The organism is Neisseria sp. 83E34 (assembly GCF_001308015.1).
GTDB lineage: Bacteria > Pseudomonadota > Gammaproteobacteria > Burkholderiales > Neisseriaceae > Neisseria.
In genome coordinates this window covers 42,027-63,538 of sequence record NZ_LGYH01000001.1, presented here as the reverse complement: position 1 = coordinate 63,538, position 21,512 = coordinate 42,027, and the positions used below count along the sequence as shown (strand labels likewise).

General features: G+C 45.5%; 16 protein-coding genes. 7 read left to right on the top strand and 9 right to left on the bottom strand.

Annotated features, from left to right (window positions below; genetic code table 11):
- Positions 1-15: 15 nt before the first annotated feature.
- Positions 16-465 (top strand): recombination regulator RecX, encoded by a 450-nt coding sequence (recX, locus tag AKG09_RS00245; protein WP_054617514.1) that lies wholly within the window; start codon positions 16-18, stop codon positions 463-465.
- Positions 466-513: 48 nt separating this feature from the next.
- Here recX and pilQ read toward each other — a convergent pair whose 3' ends face one another.
- From pilQ to pilM, 5 genes are read right to left on the bottom strand one after another with little or no spacing between them, the layout of a single operon-like run.
- Complete coding sequence (gene pilQ, locus AKG09_RS00240; protein WP_054617513.1) at positions 514-2,709, bottom strand: type IV pilus secretin PilQ family protein; 2,196 nt, start codon at positions 2,707-2,709, stop codon at positions 514-516.
- A gap of 20 nt (positions 2,710-2,729) precedes the next feature.
- Positions 2,730-3,266, bottom strand: a complete 537-nt coding sequence (locus AKG09_RS00235; protein WP_054617512.1) for a pilus assembly protein PilP — start codon at positions 3,264-3,266, stop codon at positions 2,730-2,732.
- 21 nt (positions 3,267-3,287) lie between these two features.
- Positions 3,288-3,932 (bottom strand): type 4a pilus biogenesis protein PilO, encoded by a 645-nt coding sequence (locus AKG09_RS00230; protein WP_054617511.1) that lies wholly within the window; start codon positions 3,930-3,932, stop codon positions 3,288-3,290.
- Complete coding sequence (locus tag AKG09_RS00225) at positions 3,922-4,545, bottom strand: PilN domain-containing protein (protein WP_054617510.1); 624 nt, start codon at positions 4,543-4,545, stop codon at positions 3,922-3,924. The genes AKG09_RS00230 and AKG09_RS00225 overlap by 11 nt, the downstream gene beginning before the upstream one ends.
- A 1-nt stretch (position 4,546) precedes the next feature.
- The gene (gene pilM, locus AKG09_RS00220; RefSeq protein ID WP_054617509.1) at positions 4,547-5,644 is read right to left on the bottom strand and encodes a type IV pilus assembly protein PilM; all 1,098 of its coding nucleotides are present in this window, start codon (positions 5,642-5,644) and stop codon (positions 4,547-4,549) included.
- 153 nt (positions 5,645-5,797) lie between these two features.
- Between pilM and AKG09_RS00215 the strand changes: the two genes are divergently transcribed.
- The gene (locus AKG09_RS00215) at positions 5,798-8,188 is read left to right on the top strand and encodes a penicillin-binding protein 1A (protein WP_054617872.1); all 2,391 of its coding nucleotides are present in this window, start codon (positions 5,798-5,800) and stop codon (positions 8,186-8,188) included.
- A 489-nt stretch (positions 8,189-8,677) separates the two neighbouring features.
- Here AKG09_RS00215 and groL read toward each other — a convergent pair whose 3' ends face one another.
- A complete protein-coding gene (groL, locus tag AKG09_RS00210) occupies positions 8,678-10,321 on the bottom strand; it encodes a chaperonin GroEL (RefSeq protein ID WP_054617508.1) in 1,644 nt (547 codons plus the stop codon).
- Positions 10,322-10,682: 361 nt separating this feature from the next.
- Entirely contained in the window at positions 10,683-10,970 is a 288-nt protein-coding gene (gene groES / locus AKG09_RS00205; protein ID WP_054617507.1) for a co-chaperone GroES, read from the bottom strand.
- A gap of 349 nt (positions 10,971-11,319) precedes the next feature.
- Between groES and AKG09_RS00200 the strand changes: the two genes are divergently transcribed.
- The 3 genes from AKG09_RS00200 (at position 11,320) to ppc (ending at position 16,885) form a co-directional block, all read left to right on the top strand.
- Positions 11,320-13,404 (top strand): TonB-dependent siderophore receptor, encoded by a 2,085-nt coding sequence (locus tag AKG09_RS00200; protein ID WP_054617506.1) that lies wholly within the window; start codon positions 11,320-11,322, stop codon positions 13,402-13,404.
- A 326-nt stretch (positions 13,405-13,730) separates the two neighbouring features.
- Positions 13,731-13,928, top strand: a complete 198-nt coding sequence (locus AKG09_RS11790; RefSeq protein ID WP_156320757.1) for a hypothetical protein — start codon at positions 13,731-13,733, stop codon at positions 13,926-13,928.
- 254 nt (positions 13,929-14,182) lie between these two features.
- Positions 14,183-16,885, top strand: a complete 2,703-nt coding sequence (gene ppc, locus AKG09_RS00195) for a phosphoenolpyruvate carboxylase (protein ID WP_054617505.1) — start codon at positions 14,183-14,185, stop codon at positions 16,883-16,885.
- A gap of 84 nt (positions 16,886-16,969) precedes the next feature.
- Here the strand turns inward: ppc and AKG09_RS00190 are convergent, their stop codons facing one another.
- Positions 16,970-17,893, bottom strand: a complete 924-nt coding sequence (locus AKG09_RS00190) for a LysR family transcriptional regulator (protein ID WP_054617504.1) — start codon at positions 17,891-17,893, stop codon at positions 16,970-16,972.
- A gap of 136 nt (positions 17,894-18,029) precedes the next feature.
- On the opposite strand from AKG09_RS00190, the gene AKG09_RS00185 reads away from it, so the two are divergent.
- Both AKG09_RS00185 and AKG09_RS00180 read left to right on the top strand, forming a co-directional pair.
- Complete coding sequence (locus tag AKG09_RS00185) at positions 18,030-18,650, top strand: LysE family translocator (protein ID WP_054617503.1); 621 nt, start codon at positions 18,030-18,032, stop codon at positions 18,648-18,650.
- Between the two features lie 302 nt (positions 18,651-18,952).
- Positions 18,953-19,312, top strand: a complete 360-nt coding sequence (locus AKG09_RS00180) for a hypothetical protein (RefSeq protein WP_054617502.1) — start codon at positions 18,953-18,955, stop codon at positions 19,310-19,312.
- 86 nt (positions 19,313-19,398) lie between these two features.
- Here AKG09_RS00180 and AKG09_RS00175 read toward each other — a convergent pair whose 3' ends face one another.
- Entirely contained in the window at positions 19,399-21,171 is a 1,773-nt protein-coding gene (locus AKG09_RS00175; RefSeq protein WP_054617501.1) for a M10 family metallopeptidase C-terminal domain-containing protein, read from the bottom strand.
- Positions 21,172-21,512: the final 341 nt, after the last annotated feature.

Here is a 21,512-nt window from a genome sequence, read left to right as displayed (position 1 = left end):
TCTCATCCAAATAACATGTCAAAAAAATCCCTACGCGCTCGAGCGCTCGATATCCTCTCCCGCCGTGAAATCAGCCGAATCGAGCTTAAACGCAAACTTGCGCCCTATGCCGAAAGCGAAGAGGAAGTAGAAAAAGTGTTAAATGAATTTGCCGAGCGTAACTGGCAATCTGACCAACGCTTCACCGAATCGTTTATTCACAGCAAAAGCAATCGCTACGGCACACGAAGGTTGAAACAAGCATTAGCAGAGAAAGGCATTGATGCAAATACCGCCCAAGCTTTTATGCCTGATCATACGAAAGAATTAACAACCGCTAAAAACGTGCTGCGTAAGAAATTCAAGCAACCTCCGGCAAATTTAGCTGATAAGTACAAATATATGCGTTTCCTCGCTTACCGTGGCTTCGATATAGACACTATCAACCAAGCTATAAAGTCTGCATGGGACGAAGAATGTGAATAAAACGGCACCTATTAATCAATAGGTGCCGTTTTTTATGTCACAAGATTATTAATAGCGTAAATTACTACCTTGATAATCGATGATGCGCGGAGTGATAAAAATCAACAGCTCGCTTCGCTCTTCACTGCGGGTACGTGATTTAAACAAGTTGCCAACCACCGGAATATCACCCAGTAAAGGCACTTTTCTGATACCATTAGAATTAATTTCTTCATAAATACCGCCAAGAACTAAAGTGCCGCCATCTTCAACCATCGCGCGGGTTTCCAAGTTATTGGTATCAATACAAGGCTCACCATTGCTGCCACCGCAGCTTTGATTTACTGAGTCTTTATTGATTTTCACATCCATAATGATTTGACCGTCAGGTGTAATGTGCGGCGTTACACGCAAGCCCAATACAGCTTTTTTGAACGATACATCAGTTGCACCGCTGGATGTTTCCGAAGTATAAGGAATCTCAGTACCCGATTCAATTACGGCTTCTTTTCTGTCTTGCGTTAAAACGCGCGGATTAGAAATAGTTTTCGCCTTATTTTGAGACTGTTGGGCTTGTAATTCCAAACTTAAAGCACCTGAAGCCAAACTGTGTACCAAAGCAATACTTGAGGTGGCAGAAGCAATAGGTAAACTCACATTTGGATTATTCGTCCAAGGAGTAGTAGCAGGATGCTGAAAAGCAGGAGGAGTTTTTCCTGCCGCTATAGCTTCAGCTGCTTGTGCTCTCCATGCATTTTGAGCATTTATAAAATTGCGTTGATTATCAACAAATGCATTGCTATTTGCGTTAGCTGTAGTTAAGTTATTACCCCAACTATTAGATCCATTAGCACCTGCATAACCAAACTTCACACCAATATCACGTGAAAATCCGTCAGAAGCACGTACAATTCTAGCCTCTACCATCACTTGGCGGGTAGGAACGTCCAATTCTTCTATCAGTTTTTGGAATTTCCGGATAACTGTATTGTTATCGGTAATAATCAGCGTATTTGTACCAGGGTCAATTAACGCGCTGCCCCGTTTACTTAAAATGCTGTTTGCAGTGTTGTTGCTACCACCCTCTTCCAATCTCAAAACTTTACGGAATTCTTCTACGTTTTTATATTTAAGCTGGAATGTTTGGGAGTACAAAGGTCCTAAATCATTAATTTCATTTTGAGCTTGTAATGAAGCTTTATCTTTGGCTAACAACTCATCACGCGGAGCCACATTGATAATATTGCCTTGTCGGCGCATATCCAGATTACGCGCTTCCAACACCAAATCTAAAGCCTGATCCCAAGGCACATCTTTCAAGCTGAGAGTCATTTTGCCGCTTACACTGTCGCTGGCCACAATATTCATACCAGACTCTTTAGCCAAAATTTGTAAAATCGTGCGTACTTCTACGTCTTGGAAATCAAAAGATACTCTGCGACCAGTAAAGTTTTTATTTCTTTTATTATTTTGCAATCCCGCATCGGCAACATTTGCCTTAGGTAAAACTTCAAATGACATGCGTCCGCCGGAAATTTTTTCACGCACATCCCAGCTACCTTTATTTCTAATAACGATTTCGGTGTCATTACCAATACGTTTCAATACAATGCCACGGACAGGCGTATTGAAATCAGAAACGTCTAAGCTTCGTTGTGCTTGTGCAGGCAATGGATGATTTTTCAAAGTAATCACAACACGATCATTTTGGCGTTTTATAGAAGGATTACCATTAAATGAAGGCGCACTAATATCTACAATACCCGCATTACTATTACCTTTACGGAAATCAACTGATGCAGAACTTACTACCTGCTCCCGTTTTTTCACAATCACGCGGTCAGAAGCAGTTGTTTGACTTGATGCAACGGAAGAAGCTTCAGGTGCCTCAGTCACATAAACCCATACTTCATTACCTTTGATCTCAGAAGTATATCTACCCGCTTTATTCAAGCCTAGAACCACTCTTGTTTGACTGCCGTTTTTAACAGCGCTAATTTGGTTCAATAAAGGATCTGCGTATTCCAAAACAGGCTGCTGCAAAGCAACATCAGTTGTCGGAAAATCTAGTGAAATGCGAGCAGGTGAATTGGTTACAAAACCACTCGGAGACACAACATCGCGGTCAAATTTGATTTTGATAATTTTTTGATTATTAGGCAACGTTGATACATTAATATCTGTAATATTGCCTGCAAAAGCTGAGGTTTGCATAGCCAAACCTAAGCTAATAGCTGAAATAGTTTTCATACTGATAGGTTTCATTAAAAGTTACCCCTTAAATATTAATTGTCTGTTTTAATGCTCTGATTGTCTTTACTATTATCCAACAGTAATTCCGCATTCCTGAAAGCCCAATTACCATCGGCGTTTTCAATAACTTCTGTAATTGTCAGTTTATCCGGCATGATCGAAGTAATCTTACCAAAATTCTGCCCTACATAATTACCTGTTTTTACTGTATAAACATGGCCGTCTATTTCGATATAACCTGTTTTTTGATTCCCTGAGATAAATGACCCTACATATTTCATATTTTCCAAACTAAATGCTTCCAACACTTCTTTTGGTCGGTTGATATTAGGTGCATTATTTCCCGCTAGGCCTTCATTCAATCGCTTAGCACTAAAAGCATTCAAACCTATTGTTTTCGGTGGGATATAAGTGACTGAAGGGTTAACGGTAGGCTGTTCAAATGGTTGTATATGCTTCTGCGCATCTTTTTGTGTTTGTTCCATCCATTGCCTTAAATCTTCATGTTCTGGAGAACATGCCGCAACCATTAAAACCATCGAACTTAGGAGTAAGATTTTATGATTCATTATTTTATTCCTCTCGTAATGTTACGGCTGAGCTTGCTCATCCGTGTTCCCTGCTTGAGAAGCAGCTTTCTGTTCCGCTGCAACCTCCTCTGTCGGCCGGGCTTTATAAGTGTTAGCCGTAGCAGTCAAAGTCAATTTATCCCCTTTTTCTTCATTATTTAAATTGATCGACTCTAAAGTAATAATGCGGGAAAGAGAACCCACATCTCTCGCAAACTGGCTAATTTGATCGTACTTACCAGTAATTGAAATAGCATAAGGCAAAATCTGAATAGGTCCGTCATTTTTTGTAGGTTGCGGCGTCACACTATTCATACTCATTCCATTGGTTGCTCCCGCTTGATGCAACTCCTGAATCAGGTTTGGAATTTCTGCATCTGTTGGCAATTGTTTTAACAACACATCAAATGACGAGCGAATAGCAACCAATTCAGCTTTTAAATTATCCAAACTGGCAGCTTGAATACTTTTTTCAGTATAGCTAACTTTCAATTCTTCTTCTTTTTGCTTACTTGCTGCCAACTCTTCTAATTGCGTACGAAAAACTGCAAAGTAACCAGCACCCAATACACCAACAACAACCAGAGCACCGACTGCTAACTTAGCAGGTTTATTAAGTAAATGAAGTGTTTGTAGATCAACGTCTTTTAATTTCTTATTGGCCATTGTTTACATCCCCTGTGTTTTCCAACTTAGCCTCTGTATCAATATTGCTATTTTTCTGCGCAGGTGAACTATATTGATTTAACAATACTTTCAATGAAAATTCCTGTGCTTTATCAACCTGCTTAATACTCAATAGTTCCGGCTGTGTAAACAAGCCTGTGCTGGGTATCGACCTCATAAATATTGCAATCTTATTATCACTGGTTGCTTTACCATTGATAAGATAGGTATTCGGATTCTCACCGACCTTAATAGAAGTAAGATGAGTACCCTCAGGAATCAATACATTTAGAGTATCAACGATATAAGCAGCTTGGAATCTCTTATGTTGAAGTTCTTCAATTTTTTGTTTTCTATCCAAAAAATTGCGCTTTTCTTGACTCAGCTTTTTAATTTCAACTAGCTTCTTGTCTTCTTGTTCAATTTCTTTGGTTAAAAAAGCATTTCTTTCTTCTTGCTTACTAATCGCCGCCCCGATCCCCATATAGGCTACAACTGATAAGCCGACACCTGCGGCGAGCGCCAAAAGCATCAATGTCTTAAAACGCTGCTTCTGACGCTGCTCAATCTGCTCCCGATAAGGCAGAAGATTAATTCGCGTTAATTCAATCATTTTATAAACCCCTTAGTGCTAAGCCGAAAGCTGTGGTCAGCAATGCGGCGTCTTGCTGTAGTTGTGATAAATCAATTCTTTTACCGTGCATAGCATAAATAATTGGGCTAACGCACTGGGCAGCCGTATTTGTTTGTGAAAATACTGTTTCAGGTAGGCCTTCCTGAAGTGAAGCTGTTCCCGTAAGGAAAATATGTTTTACGCTTGAAAATTGGTCACTTGCTTGCGTCGTATAATAAAATTGAAGAACGCGCTGTATTTCCTGAGCAATCTGAATATTGAAGCGGTCCGCTATTTGCGATTGATAGTCCAGCGGTCTGCTTTCCACGGAAGCCTTCATATTTTCAGCCTCTTCTTCCGTTACCTGGTAAGTACGCTGAATCAGTTGAATCAATTGCTCCCCACTAACCGGCGTTTCTTGTTTGTAAAGAATCTGGCCTTTTTGCAGAACCATTGCCTGCATTTGGTAATCGCCTACATCAATAACTGCTATTTTTTCATCAGTAAGCTCAGGCGCATGTTGGTTAATCCAAAAAGAAAACGCATTACACTGCGCAAATAAATCCACATCCATATATGATGGGGATAAATTGGCGCTTTCTAATGCTTCAATACGAGGCTCAATATCTTCTTTACGTGCAGCAACCAATAAAACTTGTTTCCCCAAAGGGATAACGGAATTACCAACCACTTGGTAATCGTAATTCATCTCTTCAATTGAACCAAATTGAGAAATTTCATTTTCTGCAAATGCTTCCAAACTCATCTCGCTTTCGCGCGGATGCACAGCCGTTTCTACAGTAACCATACCCTGTGGCATTGCTGCGACAATATTTTTACTGGAGGTATTAAGTTGGCTATAAGCATGTTGCAAATAAGATACTAATTGATCGTAATCTTGAATTTGATTACCACGAATGATATTTTTCGGTAGCTTTGTAATAACGTACTTTTCCAATTGAATTTGGTTTAAACTACGCCCTGTCAGCTGAACCATTTTGATGGCTTTCTGACTAATATCCACACCTACCGATCCGCGAGAAGTAAGACCTGCCGAAGCTTTGTTCGTTGTATTATTTTGGTTTTTTAATAAACGCATAATGTAAGTTTCCTGCCAAGTAGAGTAAGCAACAGTGTTGGCTTCCGTAAGTTGTTTAAGTATATTTTGTGGTTTTAATTTAAGTACTCCACGAAATATTTGTATCATTTTACTTTATTTAAAGCCAGCAATGGCAAAATTTATTATTCCGCTATGATTAAAAAAATTATCACCATATTCTTAGGGCTTTTTTTAGGTTTAGCATTATTTGCAATTGGCTTGCTAGCCATAGCAGTGTTAGTTACCTATCCTAAACTCCCTTCTTTAGATACCGTCCAACATTATCAGCCCAGAATGCCCCTCACAATTTATTCTTCCGATGGAAAGTTAATTGGTTTATACGGCGAGGAACGGCGCGCTTTTACAAAAATAGAGGATTTCCCAAAAGTTTTAAAAGATGCTGTATTGGCAGCAGAAGATAAGCGTTTTTACAACCACTGGGGCGTTGATGTCATCGGTGTCGGACGCGCGGTAATCAGCAATATGACAGGTGGCGTACGCTCCGGTGCCAGTACAATTACGCAACAAGTTGCAAGAAATTTCTTTTTAACAAACGAGCAGACGTTTACCCGAAAATTCAATGAAGCTTTGCTTGCCTACAAAATCGAGCAGTCTCTAACCAAAGACCAAATTTTAGAGTTGTATTTCAACCAAATTTATTTAGGGCAACGGGCTTACGGTTTTGCAGCAGCTTCTCAAATCTATTTCAATAAACCTGTACAAAAACTAACCTTAGCAGAAGCAACCATTCTGGCCGGCCTTCCCAAGGCTCCGTCAACATTCAACCCTATTGTAAATCCTGAACGAGCCAAACTCCGCCAAGAGTACATTTTAAACAACATGGTTGAAGAAAAAATGATCACTCCCAGCGAGCGTGCACAGGCACTAAATGAAAATTTACATTACGAGCGCTATGTACAACAGATTGATCAAAGTGCTTTGTATGTTGCCGAGATGGTTCGCCAAGAGCTTTATGAAAAATACGGCGAATCCGCTTATACGCAAGGTTTTAAAGTCTATACAACGGTCAGCACAGAAAATCAAAAAGTGGCTACTGAAGCCCTGCGCCGTACACTACGCGGCTTTGACAGAGGAAGCAGCTATCGTGGAGCAGAGCATTACATTGATTTAGAAAAAAGTGAAAACGAAGAAGAGGATATCAACGATTATCTATCCAAACTCTATGCCGTAGACGGCATGGTTCCTGCTGTTGTTACTTCTGCGGGCAAGAAAGGTGTGCAAGTCCAATTGCCTAATGGTAAACGAACCAGTATCAACTTAGGCTTTGCCGCCCGCGCCCTGAACAACACAAAGATGGGGGATGCACAAATCCGCCGTGGCGCCGTTATCCGTTTAAGCAAACTTAAAAACGGCGGTTGGACAGTAGTACAAGAGCCACTCTTGCAAGGTGCTTTGGTTTCTCTTGAAGCCAAAACAGGGGCAATCCGCGCCTTAGTCGGCGGTTATGATTTCCACAGCAAAAGCTTCAACCGTGCCACACAGGCGCAACGCCAACCCGGTTCAACCTTTAAACCTTTCATTTATTCTGCCGCCTTAGCCAAAGGCATGACTGCCGCTACCGTGATAAACGACGCACCTTTGTCACTTCCCGGACATGGTACAGGCGGCCGACCGTGGCAGCCCAAAAACGCGGATGGCACCTATTCAGGCTTTATCACGCTTCGTCAGGCATTAACCAAATCGAAGAACATGGTTTCCATCAGAATTCTGATGTCGATCGGTATACCTTACGCACAACAATATATTCAGCGGTTTGGCTTTAATGCCGCAGACCATCCTGCCGGCTTGTCTATGTCTTTGGGTACGGGGCTAGCAACACCGCTGCAAGTAGCTGAAGGTTACGCTGTATTTGCCAATGGTGGTTATAAAGTTTCATCTTTTGTGATTGATAAGATTTATGACAGTAACAATAATCTGCGTGCGCAAATGAAGCCCTTAGTGGCAGGAGAAACTGCTCCGCAAGTTATTGATCCCCGTAACGCTTACATCATGTATAAAATGATGCAGGATGTTGTCCGCCGCGGTACTGCCACCCGAGCCAATGCATTAGGCCGTTCGGATATCGCAGGTAAAACGGGTACTACCAATGACAATAAAGATGCCTGGTTTGTTGGTTTCAACCCTGAGATTGTCACCGCCGTTTACATCGGCTTCGACAAACCAACCAGCATGGGGCGCGCAGGTTACGGCGGCACGATCGCCCTACCTGTTTGGGTAAGTTATATGCGTTTCGCTCTAAAAGGCACACCCAGTAAAGGGATGGCTGTTCCTTCCGGACTAGTTAACCGAGGTGGCGAGTATTTCCTAAAAGAGCAACAATCCACCAACCCCAAACTGGCTCTCGACAATCGCGCAAGCGGACCAATTACATCTCAACGTCGCCCGAGCGGAAACGCATCCAAACCGCGCTCTCCGGGTAATACGTCTAACTCCGGCCAAGAGACCGTTGTAGAGCCGATTAACAGACCTACGCCTGAAAACTCAGGAAGAGGAGGCAATAGCAATCTGGATGCTTTATTCTAACAAAAGCATGATCCAGATAAAAAAGTCGACTGTACACAAGACAGTCGGCTTTTTTTATCCACTTAAAGCCAGCCGGAGAACCATACATTTCTACCCGCTGCAGCTAAGCTTTTAGATTTAAGAAAATACTTAATGCAAACTTGAGGCCGACATGATTAGGAATGAAATGATGCCTGTCTGAAAAGCTGTTTTCAGACAGGCATCATGACACTTTTATATCGCAAATAAACTTTATTTCTGCTACGGTGTTACTGCATCTTGGCTCAAAGAGAACGATTTTGTAAGCTTCTGAAGTAGCAACAAAATCAGTCCCGTACTACTTGTATTGTACTGTCTTCGGCCTACTGCTTTGTATCAAAAATGCGTTGATTGACTACATAGATTCACTCACTATACCCATTCACAACTTTCCGTTTATCAAAACAAAATGCCTGTCTGAAAACTTTCAGACAGGCATCTTAAAATAAACCAAAGGGTTTCAGACAAGCATTACATCATGCCGCCCATGCCACCCATACCGCCCATGCCACCCATATCCGGCATAGCAGGTTTGTCTTCCGGAATTTCGGCAATCATGCAATCGGTAGTCAGCATCAGGCCGGCAACAGAAGCAGCATGTTGCAATGCAGAGCGGGTTACTTTAGCCGGATCCAATACACCCATTTCCAGCATATCGCCATAAGTATCACTACCGGCGTTGTAACCAAAGTTACCCTTGCCTTCCAATACTTTATTCACTACCACACTCGGTTCGCCACCGGCATTTTTCACGATTTGGCGAAGGGGAGATTCAACAGCGCGCAACACGATTTGTACCCCTGCATCCTGATCAGCATTGCCGGTATGTAGTTTTTCCAAAGCGGCACGGGCACGCAATAATGCAATACCACCACCGGCTACAATGCCTTCTTCAACCGCAGCACGAGTTGCATGTAACGCATCATCCACACGGTCTTTTTTCTCTTTCATTTCTACTTCGGTAGCAGCCCCCACTTTAATCACGGCAACACCGCCGGCCAATTTGGCTACTCGCTCTTGCAATTTTTCACGGTCATAATCGCTGGTTGCCGTTTCAATCTGCTGGCGGATTTCCGCAACGCGTGCTTCGATCAAACCTGCGTCACCGAAGCCGTCGATAATCGTCGTGTTTTCTTTGCCGATTTCAATACGTTTGGCTTGGCCTAAATCTTCCAAAGTCGCTTTTTCCAAAGACAAGCCTACCTCTTCTGCGATTACCGTACCGCCAGTCAAAATAGCAATATCTTGCAGCATGGCTTTACGGCGGTCACCGAAGCCTGGAGCTTTAACAGCAACAGTTTTCAAAATACCGCGCAGGTTATTAACCACCAAAGTAGCCAATGCTTCGCCTTCAACATCCTCGGCAATAATCAGAAGCGGGCGGCTGGTTTTGGCAATTTGCTCCAACACAGGCAACAAGTCTCGGATATTGCTGATTTTTTTGTCAAATAGCAAAACAAAAGGATTATCCAAAGCAGCAATTTGTTTTTCAGGATCATTAATGAAGTATGGAGACAGATAACCGCGGTCAAACTGCATACCTTCAACAACATCCAATTCGTTTTCCAAAGACTTACCGTCTTCAACGGTAATCACGCCTTCTTTGCCCACTTTTTCCATCGCCTCGGCAATAATGGCGCCAACTTGCTCGTCGGAGTTAGCGGAAATAGAACCAACTTGCGCAATTTCTTTAGAGGTATCACAAGGTTTAGAGATATTTTTCAACTCTTCAACCAAAGCAGCAACCGCTTTATCAATACCGCGTTTCAAATCAGTCGGGTTCATACCGGCGGTAACGTATTTCATACCTTCCGCTACAATAGCTTGAGCCAAAACAGTAGCAGTAGTGGTGCCGTCGCCTGCGATATCGTTGGTTTTGGACGCTACTTCTTTTACCATTTGTGCGCCCATGTTTTCAAACTTATCTTTCAGCTCGATTTCTTTAGCTACGGTTACACCGTCTTTGGTGATGTGCGGACCGCCGAAAGCACGGTCAAGCACAACATTTCGGCCTTTCGGACCTAAGGTTACTTTAACGGCGTCTGCCAAAATGTTCACGCCTTTAACCATCTTCTGACGTACGTCATTACCAAATTGTACATCTTTAGCTGCCATATTTAATACTCCTAAAATATTGAATTTATAAAATCTTATCAGGTTTTCCTATATTACTTGCAAACAAACCGCCGCCAGAGAAAATATGGATAAAGTGCTTTTTTGGCTTGAACACGAATTCAGAATTAATTTCTGAAAATAGCAAATTAAAACACCCTATTTCCAAAGCTACTGACAATATGCGCTTCCAAACTGGTTTGACAATATAGATTTTAGGTTGGACTATACATCAACCCAATCGCACGCTTGTTTGCATTTGGCACTGCCTTTATGGTGTAAGAGCCTGTTAAGCAGTTTTACCTTTGGTGCCGTATAACAATACAAATAGCGGAAAACCCAATTTTTCAATTGATTGATAAACTTATTCAACGATACCGAAAATATCTTCTTCGCGCATCACCAGCAGTTCTTCACCGTCCACTTTAACAGTTTGGCCGCTGTATTTACCGAAAATCACTTTATCGCCTACTTTTACATCCAATGCGCGGCGCTGGCCGTCTTTACCGACTTTGCCTGCACCTACGGCAATCACTTCACCCATGTCGGGTTTTTCTGCAGCCGCACCAGGCAGCACAATACCAGATGCTGTTTTCTCTTCAGCTTCCAAACGTTTTACAACCACACGGTCGTGTAAAGGACGGATACCCATAAAATATCTCCAATAAAATAACTTAAACTCATAACTATTTGTTTCGCGGAAACAAAACAAACAAACCTTGTTAACGGGGAGCTAGATAAGGTTTGTACCCGAAAATTCAAGAGGCCCGCATTAATTTTTTTCAGACAAGCATTATGTTTACACTCACCTTGCTCCATTGCGCCCTATTCTTTAATTCATTTTAAAACCTGTCTATTAAAACATTTCATATTAGACAGTTGTTTTATAGTTCAGTTAAAATGCTGTTGCTTTTTAAAATGATAATAATTTTCTTTCATATATAAAAGCAAAGTGAGAATGCTAAGTTTTTTAAATACACCAAACTTGAGGATATAACCCCATGCGTCCTGCTGCACCCTTATTTAAACTAACCGTTTTGCAACTTGCCGTGATTTCCGGCTTCACCTACGCTGCCGACAATACAGACAGCACAGAAGTTCAAGCCGTTCATGTCAAAGGTGAAGGTGTAACTTCTACCCATCGCGTAACCACCAAAAGCGTGGAAGAAAGCACAGCCACTGATTTGAAAGACGTTTTGTTCAACGAACCTGCCGTGAGCATCGGCGGCGGTAACGGTACATCCCAATGGTTTACCATCCGTGGTATGGGCCAAGATCAAATTGACGTTAAAGTGGACGATATTTATTCGGATGCGCAAATTTTCCACCACAACGGCCGTTTCATTCTTGATCCTGCGTTGGTCAAAGTAATTGCCGTACAAAAAGGTACGGGCTCGGCCTCTGCCGGCATCGGCGCAACCAGCGGCGCGATCGTGGCGGAAACCGTAGAAGCGCGTGATTTATTGCGCGAAGGTCAAAATATCGGCTTTAAAGTGGACGCAGGTGCCAGCAGCAATAAAGGCTGGTCATACGGTGCATCCGTGTATGGCGAAAACGGCATGTTTGACGGTTTGGTAGCCGGCAACTGGATAAAAGACCGTGATTACAAAGGCGGCCGCCACTACAAAAATTTGGAAGGCAACGACACCGTATTAAACAGCGCCTTAGGCCAGCGTGCCCTTTTGATAAAAGGCGGCTTGCGCTTTAATGAAGACAACCGCGTTGAATTGAGCCACCGCCAGGAAAAAACTTATGGTCAACGTGCATTGCGCGAAGAGTTCGACTTTTCCCAAGCTTGGAAAACCGAAACCGTGCGCGGCCCTAACGGGGAATCTGTTACCCGTTTAGTTGATCCTCTAACGCCCAACACTGAAAACAATGCGCCGCGCTACCGCATCCTGACCCAAGACACCACCAACTTAGAATATAAAGGCGGCGGCTTCGGCTTTATCGACAAAATAAAAACCAATATTTATCGCATGAACACCAAACGGGAAGAACCCGCAGGCGATAAAAATCCGACCAACCAAGTGGAAACTATCGGCGCCAACTTAAATCTCGACAGCCGCCTGTTTGACCGCCTCACGTTGAAATACGGCCTCAACTGGCGTTTGCAAGAAGCCAAACCCGACAGCCGTATGTACAGACCGCGAGGAAACCGTGGCGGTGAACCTAAGCTGCTGAATACGGTTAACGAGAAAAAAACCGATTTAGGTGCCTATGTTGAAGGCATTTGGGATCTGCACCCTGTAACGCTGACAACCGGCTTACGTCACGACTATTACAAAATGCGCACATCCAGCGGCAAAGAAGTTTCCGGCAACAACCTTAATCCTAGTGTCGGTGTGATTTACGACGTGACCGATGATTTGTCGTTCAACACCAGCTTGGCATACGCCACCCGCAGCCCGCGCATGTATGAAGCTGCTTTAGCGGGCGGGCGCAACATTTCCTATGAGGGGGATTTGAAAGCCGAACGCTCGCGCAATCTAGAGCTGGGCGTCAAATATAACTGGAATTCCGCCCTCTCTTTAACCGGCAGCGTATTCCACCAATCCATCAAAGACGTTCAAGCCTATACCAGCGATGCGGAAAACATCACTTGGTATAACGGCGGCAAGCTGAAAAACAAAGGCTATGAGCTGGGCGCTTCCTACAAATGGGGCGGCTTAACCGCCCGCGCCGGCGTGGCATACAGCAAACCCAAGCTCGACGGCCAAACTGCCGACACCATCACCACCGCCATCCCGATGGGCCGCACTTGGACAACCGGTTTGGCTTATCAGTTTGACAATCCGAATCTGGAAATCGGCTGGCGCGGCCGCTATGTGCAAAATGCCGGCTACACCCAAAGCTCGCGCGGTTCAAACGGTTCGGTTTCATCTTCTCTGGTGCGCCGCTCCGGTTATGGCGTGAACGATCTTTATGCCAACTGGAAACCGACCGGCAAAGACGATCTGAACGTCAACTTCTCCATCAACAACGTGCTGGATAAAAACTACAAAAACCATAGTCAGCGGGCAGGCACTAACAGCCTCACCGAACCCGGCCGCGATTTCCGCCTGAGTGTGAATTACCGTTTCTAATCTGTGTCGTAACGACAACTGGTTTTCAGACAGTCATGCCTGTCTGAAAACCAATGTCTATGACACACCAATGATCGTTAAACCACTCACATAATAACAGCGCCGTCATACCCGGACTCAACCCGAGTATCTCCCAACATTACCAGAATTCAAAGCACTTGAGGCAAGCCCGGGTATGGCGAGTGTACTGTTTTTAAATTGATTCACTATACCGCAAATACCGCGACAACTTTTCAGCAGCAATCCGCCCGGAAAGTTTTCTGTATTCCCTCATTCGGGCGGCTTTATATAAACCGAAAATATTTCCGGTTTACGGCCAATCCGGTTTGCATTCGGTAATTACCTTAAACCGGATTGGCTGTTATTTTTTCAGACAGGCATGCCTGTCTGAAAGCTGGCCGCACCACATCAATGAGAAACCTATTACGTTTCACCCAACTATTTGGCGACAGGAGGCGCAACAATTAATCGAAGCCTCCGCACAAGTGCGCGACGCGCTGAAAGCGGCAAAACAAGCCTGTTAATATCCGTTCAGGCGCAACAAATAAACTTGTTTTGGATTATGGTTCGTCATATCCGGATCAAATCTAGATATGGCAAACTCACTATTTTTTGAGTTTATTCTCGCCTGTATCCTCTCCTGCCAAACTTTTTCAGACAGGCATTTATTCACGCCTCATTTGACTACATTTCACTACATTGCTAACAATACTTCCCTTTCTCTATTTTTCAGACAGGCATCCGCCTGCGTTCGAGCTTCACATCGTAAAGGCACACCATGCAATTTCATCAGATTAACAATCCTAAAGACGCCCCGCTGGCCGAAGACGCCGCTTTTTTAGCCCAAGCCCTTATCCGTATGCTGGAAACCGAAACCAGCGAAGCCGTGATTTCCGTGGTCAAACAGCTTGCCGAAAGCCAAGACAGCACCCGCATCATCGCCGCCGCGCTGTCCAATCTCAACGGCAAACAAACCCAAAACCTGATCATCGCGTGCAGCCTGTTTTCCCAAATGCTCAATATCGCCGAAGATGTGCACCACCAACGCCGCCGCCGCGCTTATGAACAAAGCAGCAGCCAACATGCCGAGGGCAGCGTATCCGGTTTGATCGAAAAGCTCAAAAATGCCGGCATTGATGAAGCAACCCTGCAAAACCAGCTCGAGCAAACCACCGTGGCCGCCGTGTTGACCGCACACCCTACCGAAGTTCAGCGACAGGCCACCTTAAATTTCCACCGCCGCATACGCGCCCTGCTACCTTTGCGCGAACAATGTATCGGCCAAGACGAATTAAACAGCCTGCAGCGCGAAATCGAAACCGTGTTGCTGGCTTTATGGCAAACCAGCGAAACCCGCCATTACAAAATCACCGTAGAAAACGAAATCAACAACGGCGTATCCATTTTCCCACTCAGCTTCTTTCAGGCCGTGCCGCAGCTCTACCGCAGCATGCAGCAAACTTTTCAGACAGGCTTTCCCGAAATCAAACTGCCTGATTTGCTGCACATCGGCGGCTGGATAGGCGGCGACCGCGACGGCAACCCGTTTGTTTCCGCCAAAACCCTGCGCCACGCCTTCAAGCAGCACGCCGACGCCGTGTTCCACTACTACCGCAAGCAGCTTGGCGAACTCTTCGCCGACCTGCCCTTATCCACCCGCCGTGTGCAGGTTAGCAATGCCGTATTGTTGCTCTCGGAGCAATCGCCCGACACCGAAATCGCCCATGCCGAAGAGCCTTATCGCCGCGCCATCGCACTGATTTCCTCACGTATCGTCGCCACCGGTCATGCACTTGGTCTTACGCTCGGCTGCCGCTGGGGCTTGGGCAAACCTTATGCCGACGCCCAAGCATTTATCAACGATTTGCGCACTTTGCAGCAATCACTCTTCGACAACGGCAGCCGCCTACTGGCCGAAGCGCGCATTGCCGATCTGATACGCGCCGCCTCTGTGTTCCGCTTCCATTTGATGCCGCTTGATTTACGCCAACATGCCGCCAAACACGGCGAAGTAGTGGCCGAGCTGTTCCGCCACGCCGGTTTGGAAGCCTACGAATCGCTGGGCGAAGCCGAAAAACAAACTGTTTTACTGCGCGAGCTGCACACCCAACGCCCGCTTTACAACCCCTATGTTACTTACAGCGAACACACGCAACACGAACTGGATATTTTCCACGAAGCCCGCCGCGTGAAAAACGAATTCGGCGAGCAAGCCATCTGCCAAAGCATCATTTCCAACTGTGAGCAGCCCAGCGACCTGCTCGCCCTTGCCCTGATTCTGAAAGAAAGCGGCCTGCTCTCCATCAAAGAAGGCCTGCCTGAAAGCCGCATCAACATCGTGCCGCTGTTTGAAACCATCGAAGCGCTGCAAAACGCCACCCGCGTGATGGACACCTTGTTTTCCTTGCCGTGGTATCAAGCCCTGCTCAAAAGCCGCGGCCACATCCAAGAAATCATGCTCGGCTATTCCGACAGCAACAAAGACGGCGGCTACGTAACCAGCTCATGGTGCCTCTATCAGGCCGAGCAGGAATTGGTCGAACTCTTCCGCCGCCACAACGTGCGTTTGCGTCTGTTCCACGGGCGCGGCGGCAGCGTCGGACGCGGCGGCGGCCCTTCTTACCAAGCCATTCTCGCCCAGCCTGCCGGCAGCGTGGCCGGCCGCATCCGCATCACAGAACAAGGTGAAGTGATTACCGCCAAATATGCCGACCCTGCCAACGCCTGCCGCAACCTCGAAACCCTGGTCAGCGCCACACTGGAAGCCAGCCTGCTGCCCTATGCCGGCGGCGAACCCGATCCGCAGCTGATGCAGGCGCTTTCAGAACACGCGTTCAACCACTACCGTGCCCTCATCACCCATCCCAATTTTATCGACTATTTCCTGCAAACCAGCCCGATTCAAGAAATCGCCACCCTGAATCTCGGCAGCCGCCCCGCCAGCCGCAAAACACTGGCACGCATTCAAGATTTACGCGCCATTCCCTGGGTATTCTCTTGGACGCAAAACCGCCTGATGCTCCCCGCCTGGTACGGCTTCGGCACCGCCATAGCCACACTTTGCCAAAAACCCGGCAAACTGGAAGCCTTGCAGGAACACGCCCGCAACAACGCCTTTTTCCGCGCCATGCTCTCCAATATGGAGCAAGTGATGGCCAAAACCGACCTGACCATCGCGGAAAACTACACCACCTTGAGCGACCGCCCCGAGGCCACCCGCGCCTTGTTTGATATGATCAAACAAGAATACCAAGTCAGCCGCGAAGCCCTGCTCAAAATCCTGCAAACCGACGAGCTGCTCAGCGAAAACCGCAGCCTCGCCCGCTCCCTCGCCTTGCGCATTCCTTACCTGAACGCACTCAACAGCCTACAAGTGCTGCTGTTAAAAGAACTGCGCCGCTCGCCGGAAAATCAGGACATCCTCAAACTCGTCCACCTCACCATCAACGGCGTGGCACAAGGCTTGCGCAATACGGGTTAAACGCCGAATTGCTTTCCCAATCAAAATGCCTGTCTGAAAAGTTTTCAGACAGGCATTCTGCAACTCGGCCCCACAAACAACACACTATTTTCCATACCAATTTATTAAGGAATCTACCAAGCGAATATCCGGGATATAGCCGGTTAAAAAATCCGCAAATTTTTGAATAACCGATTCTTTTCTAGAATCCGTAGGCATCACCAAATAATAAGCATCTCCCGTTTGCACGGCCATTTTTATCGGAACGGCAAGCTGCTGCGCTTGAATCATTTTGGCGCATAAAGCCAAATCCCCAATGCCCAGCCCATGCCCGGCAGCGGCAGCCGATGCGGCTTGCGCCAATGTGTCGAACACTTGCCCCGGCAAGCCGGCTATTTCTTTTGCATAGCCGGTGGCCGCTTGCCATCGTTTCCAATCCCTTCTATCCGGCGAAGGTTGGATAACATCGTGTTTATCCAAATCAATCGAGCCGTCTCTTTCCAATATGTTTGGCGAGCAGATAGGCACCAACCATTCATCGAAAAGCTTAATGCTGCTTATGCCCGCTTCAAAATTCCCGTTTGATAAAAGAATCGCGCAATCAAAAGGCTCCGAAGAAAAATCCACAAAATCCGTATCCATCCAAACGCTTGAAGCATGAATATGAGGTTGTTTTTCTAACTTTTTATATTCTTTCAGGCAATCAATCAACCAAGACATCATTAAGCTTGTCGGCACTTTCAGCCGCAAAACAGAACGATTCTCTTCAAATGATCGGCACGAGCCTTCTATAAGTTTGAAAGCGCTTTGCAAATCACGGGCTAGGATTTTGCCGTGGTTTGTAACGGTTAGCTTATGGCCCTTTCTGATAAAAAGCAGGCATCCAAAATGGTTTTCAAGGGTTTTTATGTGCTTGCTAACCGCACTTTGGGTGATGTGCAGTTCTTGTGCCGCCAGCGTGAACGATTCCAAGTGAACAGCCCGTTCAAAGGCTCGGAGAGCGTATAAAGGAGGAAGGGGTTTTGCCATTATGCCAAAGCTATTCATGAGTTTAAGTTATGCTAATCAGGAATTATATCTGTTTGTTTTCCTGCCACCAAATAAATATCATGAGTCAACTCATAATATTGCATTACAAAAAATCATCATAATCTAAGGCAAATTCATGAATTATCCACTTTATATCACTTATCTCGCGACCATTTTTCTCCTGATAGCCACACCCGGCCCTGTGGTTGGCTATATGGTGCATACTTCCTATCGATACGGCTGGAAAAAAGCTGTTTTGGCTGCAATCGGAACCAACGCCGCATCACTTGGCTTGATTGTATTTGCAGCCTTAATCATCTTTGGCACATTCGCTATCAACCCGTTCATCTTTAACTTGGTCAGTTTGGCCGGAAGCTTGTTCCTGGCTCTGTTAGCCATCCGGATGTTTAAAGAAACACGCAATGTAAGCCGCAAGCTTCAAACAACACCAAATTCCACTTCTGTTGTTTTAAACGCATTTGCAATCGGGATATCCAATCCCAAAGACATTATTTTTTGCGTTGCTTTCTTTCCCCAATTTATGAAAATCATGCCCCAACCTGAGCAAAGTTTGGGCATATTGGTATTTTCATGGATAGTTTGTGATTTTTTGATTTTATGCACTTATATTTTCATCGCCAATCACAAACTCATTGTTACCCGGATGAGGAGATTGTCTTTACTATCCGCTTTGGTTATTTTCGTGATTGGGGTGATGGGCGTGGTGTACAGTATTGGCAGCTTTCTTCAGCTGTAGCGCGGCATTATGCCTGTCTGAAACCGCCTGTTCGCACCAAAACCAAGCTGATAAAAGTTCAAAAATCTAAACCAACTTTACCCGCCGCAAAATTTATTGACTTTGCATAAACAGCACAATCCGCCTAAGTCGCTGATATAAAAAGATTTACGGCGATCCACCTTCTATTTACCGCATTTATTGAAAATTACGGAAAACTATTCAAATTATCCCCTCATTAACACCTGTTTACGCCAAAGCGGTTAGCATGAAAACCGCTGCAACCCGCAGCTTATATTTTAAAAAACAGAGAGAGATTGAATATGAAAAAATTAGTTGTATTAGCATCATCGTTATTGGTTTCAGGCAGCTTGTTGGCTGCACCGGACACACCTAACCTGCCTACGCCTGACCAGCCTACTTCTTTGCCTTCAACCCCAGCAGCTCCAGCAGCCCCAACGGCTGCGCCTACTAACCCAACTTCTCCCGTGCCTTCGGCTCTGCCTGCCGATGCAGAAACCAGCTCTGCTGTTGACAAAGAAGTGAAAGATGACAAAAAGGCAAAAACCACCAAAGCCAAAAAGAAAAGTGCTAAAAAGAAAAAAGCCCAGAAAAAAAATCTGAGCAAATCATCTAAAGCGTCGCAACAAGAAGCTACGCCCGCCTCTTCCGGCCAACTTTAATCCAACCAACGAAAATGCCTGTCTGAAACATTTTTCAGACAGGCATTGTTTATTGATTCATAAAGACAACCGAAAAACCCGACAGCTTAAACAAGCCCGGCATTGGTTACCAAATCTTCCACTTTCCAATCAGTCGAAGCATTGTGAATGGTAATGCTGTTTTGGTAGGTGTGGCCGTCTTTCACGCCGGTAAAGCTCAATACACCGGTGGAAGCATTCCAGTTCAGTTTGGAAGGATCGTTCAAATCGGTAAACACGATTTTGTCGTAGCCGCGGGTGAAATCGGTAATCACATCTTTGCCGCTGTTGCTGTTGGCGGCGAACACAAAAACATCTTTGCCTGCATTGCCGGTGAGCGTGTCGTTGCCGGCACCGCCGATTAGGATATCGTTATTGTGGCTGCCTACAAGTTTGTCGTCACCGCCTTGCGGATTGGTGTCGACCAAATCTTTGTAGTTTTCGCGCACATAACGGATCACCTCCTCATCGCTGCTGGAAATACCGTTTGCTCTCAAATAATCACGAATGCCGGCTACGGCGTTGTCATAGCTGCTGCCTTGAACGGTAGTGCCGTCACCTGACTTCCAGCTCAAGTGATCAATATTCAGTCGGTCGCCAACCAAAATATCCGAAGAGCTTGAAGCAGCACGTGTACCGGCAATGATAGTATCGCTGCCTGCCGCCGCTACGTTGAACGCATCGCCCAGCAGCAAATCGGAATCGTCTACTCCGCCCAACAGTTTGGCAGAACCGCTCACTCGGTTATCACCTGCTAAAACTTTGCCTTTGTCTTCCACAAACCTGCCGAATTCCCCCTCCATATGACCCCAGTCATAGCTTACTTTCAGCGTTGATTTATCGGTTTGTTTGCCGTTGCTCACGGTGTAGGTCACATCCGGCGTTTCATAAACTGTGTATGCGCCGTTGGAAACAAATTCGTAATCGCCGTTGGCTTTCAGCTGCAAGGTACCGCCGTCAAACTGAATTTTGTCGCCCGGCTTGTAATTCATACCGCTTTCTTTAAAGCTGGTTACGCCCAAGTTTCCAAAAGGTTTGCCTCCCAGCGTGCTGCTGGCGTTTTCCAGCACATTGCCGCTAACTTCTGCCTGAAGCTCATCATCATCGGTTAGCACGCTTTCGTTATCTGAAGGCACGCGCAACACCAAGCTGGAAGAGGAAGCGGCATAGCCGTTGCTCACGGTAAACGCGATAACCGGCGCTTTTGCTCCCGCTTTCAAAGCGTCGGCTTTTATGGTGTAAGAACCGTCGCGGTTAACCGTAACCTCGCCGAAGTTATCCACTTTCACAGTCTGCCCGCTGGCATAATAAGCATTGCCCACGAGGAAACCTGCAATATAAGGCTTGTCTGAACCTTCATAATTGTGCAACACGTTGCCGCTGGCTTCGCCATTGCTCAACACACCGGTGGTATTCAAATTTACCGCCACATTGGCTTTCTCATTGGCTTCAGGATAAGCTTGGGAAACGATTTGTTTATCGAGCGTGATGGTCAATTCAGATTGATCGGTTTGATCACCGTTTTTCACGGTGTAGCGCACCACGGGCATTTGGATCTTTTGAACACGCTGCCCTTCCACTGAAAAATCATAAATGCCGTTTGCATTCAGCTTGAATGTACCAATACCGAAAATAGAGGCTGTGTCACCTGCTTTGTAGGTCATACCATTAATGGAATAACTCTCCACCACAGCCGACTCTGCATTGCTCGCATTATCCAATACATAGCCCACCAGCTTGTTGCTGGTTGCCTTAACGGCTTCGTCACCATCGGTAAATCTGTCGCCTGCAACATTGGCCGCTTGGTTGCCCGCAGCCAAAATAGTTTGGTTTTCTCTCATATTACATTTTCTCTTATATGTTATTACCCTTAAACAGACTGCTCATAAATCAATTTTTTGCAGTCATATTAAAGACGCTTTTCACACCTCTTTAGTTCATTACAGATTAAACGACAATGCTTGTATTGAACCTAATTATTCTCAAATATATTGCTTTATTCTATTTTCATTGGCATACATATTCATCATAATTTAGACAAACGGCAACTATCAGGGGCAAACGCTTAAAGCAAGATAACGTTTGTTCAAAGATCCCTAAGTGTTTTATTCAGACAGGCATCCGATACATTTACCAATCAAATAGCCGCTTCTGTTGGGCGCATCTGCCATTTTCTATTACA